The sequence below is a fragment of the Streptomyces sp. NPDC049577 genome, assembly GCF_040675635.1.
Taxonomy (GTDB): Bacteria; Actinomycetota; Actinomycetes; order Streptomycetales; family Streptomycetaceae; genus Streptomyces.
This window is the reverse complement of the sequence record NZ_JBFAPH010000039.1, coordinates 1-13,058: the sequence shown is the minus strand read 5'-3', so window position 1 is coordinate 13,058 and position 13,058 is coordinate 1. Positions and strand designations below refer to the sequence as shown.

The 13,058-nt window shown below is 70.0% G+C and carries 10 protein-coding genes and 2 tRNA genes; 6 read left to right on the top strand and 6 right to left on the bottom strand.

The window, feature by feature from the left end:
* Window positions 1-14 precede the first annotated feature (14 nt).
* Window positions 15-2,636 carry a valine--tRNA ligase gene (locus AB0K09_RS07665; RefSeq protein ID WP_366064376.1) on the bottom strand — a complete coding sequence of 874 codons (2,622 nt, stop codon included), beginning with the start codon at window positions 2,634-2,636 and terminating at the stop codon, window positions 15-17.
* A 119-nt stretch (window positions 2,637-2,755) separates the two neighbouring features.
* Between AB0K09_RS07665 and AB0K09_RS07660 the strand changes: the two genes are divergently transcribed.
* The 4 genes from AB0K09_RS07660 (at window position 2,756) to AB0K09_RS07645 (ending at window position 6,366) form a co-directional block, all read left to right on the top strand.
* Entirely contained in the window at window positions 2,756-3,637 is an 882-nt protein-coding gene (locus AB0K09_RS07660) for a hypothetical protein (RefSeq protein ID WP_366064375.1), read from the top strand.
* A gap of 83 nt (window positions 3,638-3,720) precedes the next feature.
* Complete coding sequence (locus tag AB0K09_RS07655; protein ID WP_366064374.1) at window positions 3,721-4,704, top strand: hypothetical protein; 984 nt, start codon at window positions 3,721-3,723, stop codon at window positions 4,702-4,704.
* Between the two features lie 116 nt (window positions 4,705-4,820).
* Window positions 4,821-5,774: a hypothetical protein gene (locus AB0K09_RS07650; protein ID WP_366064373.1), complete on the top strand. Its 954-nt coding sequence runs from the start codon at window positions 4,821-4,823 to the stop codon at window positions 5,772-5,774.
* A 64-nt stretch (window positions 5,775-5,838) separates the two neighbouring features.
* The gene (locus AB0K09_RS07645; protein ID WP_366064372.1) at window positions 5,839-6,366 is read left to right on the top strand and encodes a hypothetical protein; all 528 of its coding nucleotides are present in this window, start codon (window positions 5,839-5,841) and stop codon (window positions 6,364-6,366) included.
* Between the two features lie 70 nt (window positions 6,367-6,436).
* Here the strand turns inward: AB0K09_RS07645 and clpX are convergent, their stop codons facing one another.
* From clpX to AB0K09_RS07620, 5 genes are all read right to left on the bottom strand, one after another.
* The gene (clpX, locus tag AB0K09_RS07640) at window positions 6,437-7,726 is read right to left on the bottom strand and encodes an ATP-dependent Clp protease ATP-binding subunit ClpX (protein ID WP_366064371.1); all 1,290 of its coding nucleotides are present in this window, start codon (window positions 7,724-7,726) and stop codon (window positions 6,437-6,439) included.
* Window positions 7,727-7,937: 211 nt separating this feature from the next.
* Window positions 7,938-8,606 (bottom strand): ATP-dependent Clp protease proteolytic subunit, encoded by a 669-nt coding sequence (locus AB0K09_RS07635; protein WP_366064370.1) that lies wholly within the window; start codon window positions 8,604-8,606, stop codon window positions 7,938-7,940.
* A 52-nt stretch (window positions 8,607-8,658) separates the two neighbouring features.
* Window positions 8,659-9,264, bottom strand: coding sequence for an ATP-dependent Clp protease proteolytic subunit (locus AB0K09_RS07630; protein ID WP_366064389.1), 606 nt, complete (start codon window positions 9,262-9,264; stop codon window positions 8,659-8,661).
* 486 nt (window positions 9,265-9,750) lie between these two features.
* Window positions 9,751-11,136 (bottom strand): trigger factor, encoded by a 1,386-nt coding sequence (tig, locus tag AB0K09_RS07625; protein ID WP_366064369.1) that lies wholly within the window; start codon window positions 11,134-11,136, stop codon window positions 9,751-9,753.
* A 143-nt stretch (window positions 11,137-11,279) separates the two neighbouring features.
* A tRNA-Pro gene (locus tag AB0K09_RS07620) sits at window positions 11,280-11,356 on the bottom strand.
* A gap of 180 nt (window positions 11,357-11,536) precedes the next feature.
* On the opposite strand from AB0K09_RS07620, the gene AB0K09_RS07615 reads away from it, so the two are divergent.
* Window positions 11,537-11,610 (top strand) — tRNA-Gly (locus tag AB0K09_RS07615).
* 191 nt (window positions 11,611-11,801) lie between these two features.
* A partial coding sequence (locus AB0K09_RS07610; RefSeq protein WP_366064368.1) for an NF041680 family putative transposase occupies window positions 11,802-13,058 on the top strand: 1,257 nt, incomplete at its 3' end.

Below are 13,058 nucleotides of genomic sequence, written 5' to 3'. Positions count from 1 at the left end.
CCGCCGCCGGGGCACTAGCCCTGCGGCAGGCCCGCCAGCTGGGCGGTGATCCGCTCGATGTCGGCCTCGGCCGTCGCCAGCCGCTTGCGGATCTTCTCCACCGCGGCCTCGGCGGCCTTGGCCAGGAACGCCTCGTTCCCCAGCTTCGCCGTGCACTGCGCCTTGTCCTTCTCGGCCGCCGTCAGGGCCTTCGTCAGACGCTTGCGCTCGGCCTCGACGTCGATCGTGCCGGAGAGGTCGAGGGCGACCGTGGCACCGCCGATCGGCAGGGTCGCGGTGGCCTGGAAGCCCTCCTCGGCCGGCTGGAGACGCAGCAGCTGACGGATCGCGCCCTCGTGCGCCGCGAGCGAGGTGCCGGACAGGTCGAGCCGGGCCGGGACCCGCTGGCCGGGCTGGAGGCCCTGGTCGGAGCGGAAGCGGCGGACCTCGGTGATGACCTGCTGGAGGTTCTCGATCTCGCGCTCGGCCTCGGCGTCGCGGAAGCCGCTGTCCTTCGGCCAGTCGGCGATGACGACCGACTCCTTGCCCGTCAGCGCCGTCCACAGCGTCTCGGTGACGAACGGGACCACCGGGTGCAGCAGCTTGAGCGTGACGTCCAGGACCCCGCCCAGGACGCGCGCCGACACCTTGGCCGGCTCGCCGCCGCCCGTGAACGTGGTCTTGGAGAGCTCGACGTACCAGTCGAAGACCTCGTCCCACGCGAAGTGGAAGAGGGCGTCGGACAGCTTGGCGAACTGGTAGTCGTCGTAGAAGGCGTCGACCTCGGCCACCGTGGCGTTGAGCCGCGAGAGGATCCAGCGGTCGGTCGCCGACAGCTGCTCCACCGGCGGCAGCTCGCCCTCGACCGTCGCGCCGTTCATCAGCGCGAAGCGCGTGGCGTTCCAGATCTTGTTGGCGAAGTTGCGCGAACCCTGGACCCAGTCCTCGCCGATCGGCACGTCGACACCCGGGTTGGCGCCGCGCGCCAGGGTGAAGCGGACGGCGTCGGAGCCGTACGTGTCCATCCAGTCGAGCGGGTTGACCGCGTTGCCGAAGGACTTCGACATCTTCTTGCCGAACTGGTCGCGGACCATGCCGTGCAGGGCGATGGTGTGGAACGGCGGGGTGCCGTCCATCGCGTACAGGCCGAACATCATCATCCGGACGACCCAGAAGAAGAGGATGTCGTAGCCGGTGACCAGGACGGAGTTCGGGTAGAACTTCTCGACGCTGTCGGTCTTCTCGGGCCAGCCCAGGGTGGAGAAGGGCCACAGGCCGGAGGAGAACCAGGTGTCGAGGACGTCCGTCTCCTGGTGCCAGCCCTCGCCCGCCGGCGGCTGCTCGTCCGGGCCGACGCAGACCATCTCGCCGTCCGGGCCGTACCAGACCGGGATGCGGTGGCCCCACCACAGCTGGCGCGAGATGCACCAGTCGTGGAGGTTGTCGACCCAGTCGAAGTAGCGCTTCGACATCTCCTCGGGGTGGATCTTGACCTTGCCGTCGCGGACGGCGTCGGCGGCGGCCTTGGCCAGCGGGCCGGTCTTCACCCACCACTGCATCGACTGGCGCGGCTCGAGCGTCGTCTTGCAGCGCGAGCAGTGACCGACGGAGTGCGTGTAGGGGCGCTTCTCGGCGACGATCCGGCCCTCGGCGCGCAGGGCGCCGACGATCGCGGAACGGGCCTCGAAGCGGTCCAGGCCCAGGAAGGGGCCGTGGGCGGTGATGACACCGTGCTCGTCGAGGACGGTGAGCGACGGCAGGTCGTGGCGGCGGCCGATCTCGAAGTCGTTCGGGTCGTGGGCCGGGGTGACCTTGACGGCACCCGTGCCGAACCCGGGGTCGACGTGCTCGTCGGCGACGACCGGGATGCGGCGGCCGGTCAGCGGCAGCTCGATCTCGGTGCCGACGAGGTGCTTGTAGCGCTCGTCCTCGGGGTGGACGGCCACGGCGGTGTCACCGAGCATCGTCTCGGCGCGGGTCGTGGCCACGACGATCGAGGCATCGCCCTCGCCGTACTTGATCGAGACGAGCTCGCCCTCGTCGTCCTGGTACTCCACCTCGATGTCCGAGATGGCGGTCAGACAGCGGGGGCACCAGTTGATGATGCGCTCGGCACGGTAGATCAGCTCGTCGTCGTAGAGCTTCTTGAAGATCGTCTGGACGGCCTTGGACAGGCCCTCGTCCATGGTGAAGCGCTCGCGCGACCAGGCGACGCCGTCACCGAGGCGGCGCATCTGGCCGGAGATCTGGCCGCCGGACTCCGCCTTCCACTGCCACACGCGCTCGACGAACGCCTCGCGGCCGAGGTCGTGGCGCGACTTGCCCTCCTTGGCCAGCTCGCGCTCGACCACGTTCTGGGTGGCGATGCCGGCGTGGTCCATGCCGGGCTGCCAGAGCGTCTCGTAGCCCTGCATGCGCTTGCGGCGGGTCAGCGCGTCGATCAGCGTGTGCTCGAACGCGTGCCCGAGGTGGAGGGAGCCGGTGACGTTGGGCGGGGGGATGACGATCGTGTACGGAGGCTTCTCGCTCTTCGCGTCGGCCTCGAAATAGCCCCGCTCTACCCAGCGCTCGTACAGCGGCCCCTCTACTTCGGCCGGCGCGTACTGGGTCGGCAGTTCGGGGACGCTGTTCGGAGTCTGCTGAGTGTTCTCGGTCACGGGGCGATTCTACGGGGAGGGTGCGACAGCCCACGAACCCGTTTCGGCCCCCGGGTGAGGCCCGTACGGGCGATCGGGAAGGATGACGTGACTGATCACTGACAAGCGCAGAGGCACCGATGAGCCAGTACCAGCCGGGCCCGTACGGCGGGCCCCCGAACCCGTACGCACAGCCCGGCCATCCGCAGCAGCAGGCGCCGTACCCGTACGCGGCTCCGTACGCGGCTCCGTACGCGGCTCCGTACGCGGCTCCGTACGCGGCGTACCCCCCGCCGGTGCCGCCGATGCCGGTGCCGGTGCCGGTGCCGCCGGCCGACCGCAAGGGCAAGGCCATCGCGATCGCGCTCGGCGCGATGATCCTCACCGGTGCGGTCGTCGCCGGCGGGATCGTGCTCCTCAAGAGCCGCGAGGACGCCGGCGGGAGCACCGTCCCCGACGACGGCAAGCGGTATCAGCTCGTCACCCCGGACACCGTCCTCGGCGGCGAGTACACGAAGGACACCGCCAAGCCGGCGGCCCGGATGGAGGCGGACGACCTGGCGGAGCTGCGGAGCCTGGGCGTCACGGACCCCGAGGGCGTGGACGGCAAGTACCGGGCCGGCACCGGATCGGGCCGGAAGATGCTGGAGTTCCGCGGGGCCTGGGGCCGGATCCGCAAGCCGGAGGCCGTCGTCGACGGCCTGTTCCGGCACATGAACGCGAGCTCCGGGCGCAAGCGCGCCGCCGGCGGCAAGGGCACGGTGTTCGAGGGCACCCCGCGCGCGGTCACCCCGAGCGGCCTCGACAACGCCGTGATGAAGTGCCAGAACGGCAGGCACTCGGCGAACGGCACAAGCTTCACCCTCCCCATCTGCATCTGGGCCGACCACAGCACCATGGGCATGGTGATGGCCGCCGACGCCGCGTCCGTCCTCGCCGGACGCGGCACGGACATCGACGCGGCGGCGGAGCTGGCCACGAGGCTCCGCCATGACGCGCGCGTGGAGATCCCGAACCGGTAACGCGCACGCCCCCGGGGAGCCGGTCCGTTCCGCCATCGGCAAGGATGACGAGTGACTGATCACTGACAAAGACAGAGGCATCGATGAGCCACGACCAGCCGGGCCCGTACGGCCAGCCGGGCCAGCAGGGGCACCAGGGACAGCAGGGGCCGTACGGCCAGCCCTACCCGCAGCAGCCGCCGGCCCCGTACGGCCAGCCCAACCCCTACGCCCAGCAGCAGCCCGGCCCGTACGCCCAGCCGAACCCCTACGGCCAGCAGCAGCCCGGCCCGTACGGCGCCCCGCAGCAGCCGGGCGCGCCGTTCCCGCCGCCGATACCCCCGCAGGGCGGCGGCAAGGGCAAGGCCATCGGTATCGCGCTGGGCGCGGTGATCCTGGTCGGCGCGATCGTCGCGGGCGCCGTCGTCCTCATGGGCAGCGATGACGACAAGGGCTCCCCGAAGGCGAAGCCCAAGAACGCCCCGTCGGCGAGTGCGCCGACCAGCGCGGCGCCGGCGCCGGGAGACGGCAAGCGGTACAAGCTGACCGCGCCGAACCTGCTCCTCGGTGAGTACAAGAAGGACCCCACCGAGAAGGACGACGAGTTCAGCCAGAAGGACAAGGACAGCCTGGCGGTCGTCGGCGTCACCGAGGCGGAGACCACCGGGGGCACGTACAAGACCACCGGATCCGCGCCGAAGATCCTGAAGTTCAACGGCCTCTGGGGCAAGGTGACGGACCCGGACGCCACGGTCAACGCCATGTTCACCAGCGCGGCGATCGGGGCGAAGAAGGACTCCTCCGGCGCCCAGAAGTTCGAACTCGAGGGCAGCCCGCGGAAGGTCAGCCCCAGCGGTCTCGACGACGGCGCGGTGATGAAGTGCCAGACGGCCCGGATCACGGACCCGTCCATGGGCGCGCAGAACTTCAGCATGCCGCTGTGCATCTGGGCCGACCACAGCACCGTTGGCATGGTCTTCGCCACCGACGCGGCCAGCATCCTGGCCCACAAGGACGTTCCGCTGGAGCAGGCGGCCGAGACCACCGCGAAGACCCGCACGGCCACGCGCGTCCCGCTCACCCCGTGAACCGGGGGCGCAACTGTTCCAGAACCGTTGCGCCTCCGAGCCGGGCTCGGTATCGGTGATCCGAAAGGATGATGGCCTGATACCGACGACTGCTGATCCGCTGTGAAGAGGATGCGATGAGTTACCACCAGCCGGGCCCCTACGGCCAGCCTCCCCAGCCGCCCCAGGGCCCGAACCCCTACGGCCCCGGCGGCGCTCCGGGCCAGCCCGGCTACGGCTACCCGCCGCCCCCGCCGCCGCAGCAGCCGTACGGCGCGCAGCCTCCTTACGGCGCCCCGCCCCAACCCCCTTACGGCGCTCCCCAGCAGCCGGCCGGCTGGGGCCAGCCGCCGATGCCCCCGCAGGGCGGCGGCAAGGGCAAGGCCATCGGCATCGCGATCGGCGCGGTGGTGGTCGTCGGCGCGATCGTGGGCGGCTTCGTACTCCTGAAGGGCGGCGGGAGCGACGACGGCGGTAGCGGCGGCGGTATCGGTGGCGGCGGCGGCAAGATGAAGCCGTACACGATCGTCATGCCGGAAGCGATCCTGGACGGGAAGTTCACCAAGGCGTCCACGGACACCAAGACCCCGGGCGGCACCACGCCCCAGGACGACCAGAAGCTGAAGGACCTCGGCGTCGAGGGCGGGACGACCGCGGGCGCCCCCTACAAGAACGCCGAGGGTCAGACCCTCAGCGTCAACGGCGTGTACGGCACGATCGCCGACCCCCGCAAGTCGGTCGACATCGCCATCGCCAAGGGCACCGAGCAGCAGCAGAAGATGATCGCTTCCTTCAACGGCAAGCTCGAAACCATCACGCCCTACACCGAGTTCAAGCCGAGCGGTTTCGACGGCGTGGTGATGAAGTGCCAGACACAGAAGATCACCACGAACTTCGGCGGCATCTCGTCCTCCGCCGAGAACTCGACCTGCATCTGGGGCGACGGCAGCGCCATCGGCATCGTCCAGCACCAGGTCCGTGGCCCTTCGTCCGCTCCCGGCGCCCCGGCGCCGAACGGCAAGGTGATGACCGCCCAGGAACTCTCCGGCGCCGCGGCCAAGGTCCGCAACGAAGTCCGCAAGGAGAAGTAGGCCCCTGAACCGGACCGGGCTCATCGCCTCGGCCACGGCCGCCGCGCTCTGCATCACGGCGGCCGTGGCCACCGCCGTGCTCTTACCCGGGCACCACCACCCCGGCGACGCCCCGCCGGTCCGCATCGTCACCCCGCCCACCCTCGCGGGCGGCACGTACCGCCTCACGGCCGACACGGCCCGGCTCAGGCGCGAGGGCCTGTCCGTGGACGCCGCCGTCCCCGACGGAGCCACCTCCGTCCTCGCCCGCTACCAGCGCGCGAACGCCCCCTCGGGCACGCTCTCCCTCTCCGCCCTCTACGGCGACCCGGGCGACCCGGCCGCCGTCCTCGACGGCATGTTCCAGGACTTCCGCTCCCCCACCCGCCGCGAGACCTTCCACCCGGCCGGCGCCTCGGGCCCCGCCATCGAGTGCGAGGTCGTCCGCATGGACGACAGCACATTCGCCCCCGCGTGCGCCTGGGCGGAAAAGACCGACGCCGCACTGCTCATCGAGGCCGATCCGTCCCGCAGGAATGCGACGTCCGTGGACGCGGCGGCCTTCGCGAAACTCACCGCGCGAATCCACGACGACGTACGAAAGCCCGGCTGAGCCAAAGAGGGGGCGCCCGGCACGATCGCCGGGCGCCCCCCACCACACACAGTGCGCGGCAAGCGCTTCGCTACGCGCTCTTCTCGTGCCGCTCGTCCTTGCCCACGATGCGTGGCTCGCGCGGGACCAGGGTCGGGTTGACGTTGGAGTGGACGACGTCGGCCGTGATGACGACGCGGGCCACGTCCTTGCGGGACGGGACCTCGTACATCACCGACATCAGCACCTCCTCCATGATGGCGCGCAGGCCGCGCGCGCCCGTTCCGCGCAGGATCGCCTGGTCGGCGATGGCCTCCAGGGCCGGGCGGTCGAAGTCGAGCTCGACACCGTCGAGTTCGAAGAGCCGCTGGTACTGCTTCACCAGCGCGTTGCGCGGCTCGACGAGGATCTGGAGGAGCGCCTCGCGGTCGAGGTTGTGGACGCTCGTGATGACGGGGAGGCGGCCGATGAACTCGGGGATCATGCCGAACTTGACCAGGTCCTCCGGCATGACCTCCTGGAACTGGTCGCTGGCCTCGATCTCGCGCTTGGAGCGGATCGTGGCGCCGAAGCCGATGCCCTTCGCGCCCGCGCGGGACTCGATGATCTTCTCCAGGCCGGAGAAGGCACCGCCCACGATGAAGAGGACGTTCGTCGTGTCGATCTGGATGAATTCCTGGTGGGGGTGCTTGCGCCCGCCCTGCGGCGGGACGGAGGCCGTGGTGCCCTCCAGGATCTTCAGCAGGGCCTGCTGGACGCCCTCGCCGGAGACATCTCGTGTGATCGACGGATTTTCGCTCTTTCGGGCGACCTTGTCGATCTCGTCGATGTAGATGATGCCGGTCTCGGCCTTCTTGACGTCGTAGTCGGCGGCCTGGATCAGCTTCAGCAGGATGTTCTCGACGTCCTCGCCGACGTAGCCGGCCTCGGTCAGGGCCGTGGCGTCGGCGATGGCGAACGGGACGTTCAGCATGCGGGCCAGGGTCTGCGCGAGGAGCGTCTTGCCCGAGCCCGTGGGGCCGAGGAGCAGGATGTTCGACTTCGCGAGCTCGATGCCGTCGTCGCGGTTGTGACCGCCGTTCTCTCCGGCCTGGACCCGCTTGTAGTGGTTGTAGACCGCTACGGAGAGGGCCTTCTTGGCGGCCTCCTGGCCGACGACGTAGCCCTCGAGGAACTCGTAGATCTCGCGGGGCTTGGGGAGCTCCTCCCACCGCACCTCGGAGGTCTCGGCGAGCTCCTCCTCGATGATCTCGTTGCAGAGGTCGATGCACTCGTCGCAGATGTACACACCAGGACCCGCGATGAGCTTCTTCACCTGCTTCTGGCTCTTGCCGCAGAACGAGCACTTGAGCAGGTCGCCGCCGTCACCGATGCGTGCCACGAGGTGCTTCCCCTTCGCCTGGGATCCGCCTTGTTCTGCGGACCCGGGTGCTTGCCTATCGACGGTACCTTGCCGGGCCCCCCGTGCGGGCCCCCCTTGGTCCTACTCGGCCAAGGGGGGTACCGGCGGCACAGTGGTCCGGGGCGGGCCCGGACCGCGGTGGCGGACCGATACGGGACCGATACGCCGGAAAGGTCGGACCGGCCGGTCGTCAGACCGCGACGGACGACTTGCGCGTCGAGACGATCTGGTCGACCAGGCCGTACGCGAGCGCGTCCTCCGCGGTGAGGATCTTGTCGCGCTCGATGTCGTCGCGGATCCGCTCGATCGGCTGGGTGGAGTGCTTGGCCAGCATCTCCTCCAGCTGGGTGCGCATGCGCAGGATCTCCTGGGCGGCGATCTCCAGGTCGGAGAGCTGCTCCCGGCCCGTCTGGGTGGACGGCTGGTGGATCAGCACCCGCGCGTTGGGCAGCGCCATGCGCTTGCCCGGGGTGCCGGCGGCCAGCAGCACGGCGGCGGCCGAGGCGGCCTGGCCCATGCAGACGGTCTGGATGTCCGGCTTCACGAACTGCATCGTGTCGTAGATCGCGGTCAGCGCGGTGAACGAGCCGCCGGGCGAGTTGATGTAGATCGAGATGTCACGGTCGGGGTCCATGGACTCCAGGCACAGCAACTGCGCCATGACGTCGTTGGCCGAGGCGTCGTCGATCTGCACGCCGAGGAAGATCACGCGCTCCTCGAAGAGCTTCGCGTACGGGTCGTACTCGCGCACGCCCTGCGAGGTGCGCTCGACGAAGCGCGGGACGACGTAGCGGGCTTCGGCCCGGGGGCCGGTGTAGAGGCCGCTGGGGGACGAGATGTTCATGCGGGTGTTCACCATCCTGGTGGCGGTCGGTGGGCTGGAAAGCGGCTGGAAGCGGTACTGCCGGGGCTCAGGCCCCGGTGCCGCCGCCGCCCGGAACGCCGGAGGCGTGGGTGATGATCTCGTCGATGATCCCGTACTCCTTGGCCTCCTGCGCGGTGAACCAGCGGTCGCGGTCGCCGTCGCGGATGATCGTCTCGACGGTCTGGCCGGTGTGCTCGGCGGTGATCTCGGCCATGCGCTTCTTGGTGCGCAGCAGCTGCTCGGCCTGGATCTTGATGTCCGAGGCGGTGCCGCCGAGGCCCGCGGAGCCCTGGTGCATGAGGATGTCGGTGTTGGGCAGCGCGAAGCGCTTGCCCGGGGTGCCGCCGGTCAGCAGGAACTGGCCCATCGAGGCCGCGAGGCCCATGCCGATGGTGACCACGTCGTTCGGGATGTACTGCATGGTGTCGTAGACCGCCATGCCGGCCGTCACCGAGCCGCCGGGGCTGTTGATGTAGAGGAAGATGTCCTTGGTCGGGTCCGCGGCCAGGAGGAGCATCTGCGCGGTGATCTTGTTGGCGATGTCGTCGTCGACCTGCTGGCCGAGGAAGATGATCCGCTCCCCGAGCAGCCGGTTGTAGACCTGGTCGCCGAGGCCACCACCGATGGCGATCTCACCGGCGGCGGAAGGCATCAGATTCGTCACGTATCCACCTGCTCGTCTCTGACGGCAACGGGCCGTCTCCGCGTCTTTACTGGGGACCGGGGCCGGCACGGCCGGAAACGGCTTCCGGCGCGCTGCCAAGTCTTCCCCTGCCCTCGTATCTACGGACCCTAACGCGCTGGTCGGCAGGCGCCATCCCGCATGAGGAACTGTTCGCTCTGAGCGCAGGTTCCCCGGCGGTTCCGGAGCCGTTCCGGGACCGTTCCGCGGCGTGCGGGGCCCGGGGCGGGCAGGGGGCCGGAGGGGTCCCGCACCGGGCCCCCGAGGAGGGCGTACGAGGGCGTACGGCGCCGCCGGGCGCCGGCCCGGGCGGAACCGGGCCGGAAACCGGGCCGGAAGGGCCCCGGGGGCGCCCGGAGAGCGCGGCGGGCCCGGACGCGGGCCCCGCCGCCGGTGGCGGAGGGGGCGCGTCCGGGCCCGTACACCCGTGGAGGGTGAGGCGCGGAGGGCCGGGGATCAGGCCTCGGACTTGTCCTCGCCGGCCTCGACGGCCTCGGCAGCGGCCTCGACCGTCTCGCCGGCCTCGTCCTCGTCCTCGTCGAGGTCGACGACCTCGCCGTTGCTGTCCTTGACCGTGGCGGCCTCGACGACGGTCGCGAGGGCCTTGCCGCGGGCGACCTCACCGACGAGCATCGGGACCTGGCCCTGCTCGACGACGGCCTGCGCGAACTGGTCGGGGCTCATGCCGGAGGACTGGGCGCGGCGCATGAGGTGCTCGGTGAGCTCCTCCTGGTCGACGCCGACCTTCTCCTTGTTGACGATCTCGTCGAGGACGAACTGGGTCTTGATGCCCTTCTCGGCCTGCTCCTTGAGCTCGGCGTCGAACTCCTCGGCGGACTTGCCCTGGATCTCGAGGTACTTCTCGAGGGTCAGGCCCATCTGGCCGAGCTGGTGGTGCTCGAGGTTGTGCTTGCGGGTGCGGATCTCGTCCTCGAGCAGCTTCTCGGGCATCGGGACCTCGACGAGCTTCAGCAGCTCCTCGAGGACCTTCTCCTGGGCCTGGGTGGCCTGGTCGAACTTCTTCATCCGCGCGAGGCGCTTGCGGCTGTCCGCCTTGAGCTCCTCGAGGGTGTCGAACTCGCTCGCCAGCTGCGCGAACTCGTCGTCCAGCTCGGGCAGTTCACGGGACTTGACGGCCGTGACGTCGACCTTGACCTCGGCCTCCTTGCCCTCGGCGGAGCCGCCCTTGAGGACGGAGGTGAAGGTGGCGGTGCCACCGGCCTCCAGACCGGTGACGGCCTCGTCGATGCCGTCCAGCAGACGGCCGGAGCCGATGGTGTAGTCGACACCCTGGGCGACGCCGTCCTCCAGCACCTCGCCGTCGACCTTGGCCTCGAGGTCCACGGTGACGATGTCGCCCTCGGCGGCGGCGCGCTCGACCGGGGAGGTGGTGGCGAAGCGCTCACGCAGCTGCTCGACGGACTTCTCGACGTCCTCGTCGGTGACCTCGGCGGCGTCGACGACGACCTCGATGCCGGAGTAGTCCGGGATCTCCAGGGCCGGACGGATGTCCACCTCCGCGGTGAAGGCCAGCAGCTCGCCGTCCTTCAGCTCGGTGATGTCGACCTCGGGCTGGCCCAGCGGGTTGAGCTCACCCTCGTTGACGGCCTCGGTGTAGAACTTCGGGAGCGCGTCGTTGACGGCCTCCTCCAGCACCGCACCGCGGCCGAAGCGCTGGTCGATCACACGGGCCGGGATCTTGCCCTTGCGGAAGCCCGGCACCGTGACCTGGCTGTTGATCTTCTTGTACGCCGCGTCGAGGCTGGCCTTGAGCTCCTCGAAGGGCACCTCGACAGTGAGCCGAACCCGGGTCGGGTTCAGGGTCTCCACGGCGCTCTTCACGGTTCGGTCTCCTTGGGGCTGACTTCTGGTTTTCTGCCGGCGTCTCGGTTGACGTCCGGCGGATCGCGCGCGGTAGATAGAGACACAGACGCGCAGCTTGCATAGTAACCGCAAGCAGGATGAGCCCCACAATGTGATCTTGCTGGTCGGGGTGGCCGGATTCGAACCGACGACCTTCCGCTCCCAAAGCGGACGCGCTACCAAGCTGCGCCACACCCCGTAAGTGCGAGACGTAGGGTACATGCCCCGGAGGCTGTCGGTGACCGGATGACCGCGGCCCGCACCGGTACGCCGACCGGGGGCGCGGGGGTGACGTGCGGCGCGCGGCTCCGACCCGCTACGATGCACACCGTGCCGCAGCGCCGATCGCCCGTACGGGCGGCCGCGCCGAGCGGCGCGCGCGGGCGTAGCTCAATGGTAGAGCCCCAGTCTTCCAAACTGGCTACGCGGGTTCGATTCCCGTCGCCCGCTCCACCGACGCCTCCGGCCGCCCGCCGGAGGCGTCCTTGTGTTTCCGGCCCTCAGCTTGATCTTTAACGTCTGACGTCGAAAGAGGCGTCGTACTTGATCACTCGGTTCGGTAACCGCCGTACGCGGAAGCGGCCTTCGTCTGGATCATGTGCTCCGACCAAGGAACACACACGTCCAGCACGAAGGCCGTGAGGATGAGTCTGCTGCATCACGATGCCCGGCAGGAACCGTTGGCGGACCTGTCACGCTTCCGGGGTGAGTTCTACTCCTGCCTCACCGCTCGTTCGGATGCGCTGTTCGAGCTGGCCGACGCGGTGTTGTGCGGTGACGGGCCGGTGAGATCACTGGTCGAGCTGTCGCTGGTGGGCGAACACCGCCGTGGTCACGGAGGGCTCTATGCGGCTGTCGCCCAGGGGCAGGTCGAAGCGGACCGGATGCGGCGGGCCCTGGCCTCCGTGTCACTGCCTCGTGCTGCTGATGGCCGGCTGGTCCTGGCCGTCGACGTCACGTGCTGGCTGCGGCCGGATGCTCACACCTCACCGGAGCGGATCCTGTGTCACACCTATGGCCGGGGCAAGGACCAGCACATCCCCGTTCCCGGGTGGCCGTACTCGATCATCTGCGCGCTGGAGCCCGGCCGCAGCTCGTGGACCGCCCCGCTGGACGCGCTCCGCCTGGCCCCCGGTGACGACACCGCCACCGTCACCGCCCGGCAACTGCGTGACCTCATTGACCGGCTGATCACCACCGGGCAGTGGCAGGCCGGCGACCCGGACGTCCTGGTCATCGCGGACGCCGGATACGACGCACCCCGCCTGGCCCACCTCCTACAGGACCTGCCGGTCCAGGTCCTGGCCCGGATGCGCTCGGACCGTGTCCTGCGCAGGCCGGCCCCACCCCGGCAGCCTCACACGATGGGCCGCCCGCCTCGGCACGGCGGCGAGTTCGTCTTCGGACAGCCTGACACCTGGGGCACTCCGGACACCGAAACCGTCACCGAAACCCGCCTCTACGGCACCGCCCGAGCACGCTCGTGGGACCGGCTCCACCCCAAACTCACCCACCGCTCTTCCTGGGCCGCGGCCGACGGGATCCTTCCGGTCATCGAGGGGACCGTGATCCGCCTGGACATCGACCGCCTGCCCAGCGGAGCCACCCCCAAGCCCGTCTGGCTGTGGTGGTCAGGCGCCGACGCCACAGAGGCAGATGCCGACCGGCTCTGGCAGGCATACCTGCGGCGCTTCGACATCGAGCACACGTTCCGCCTGTTCAAGCAGACGCTCGGCTGGACCTGCCCGAAGATCCGCACACCCGAGGCGGCGGACCGGTGGACCTGGCTGGTCCTGGCCGCCTACACCCAGCTCCGTCTCGCCCGGCCGCTGGCGGCAGACCTGCGCCGGCCCTGGGAGAAGCCCGCCGCGGCCGACCGTCTCACCCCCGCCCGTGTCCGC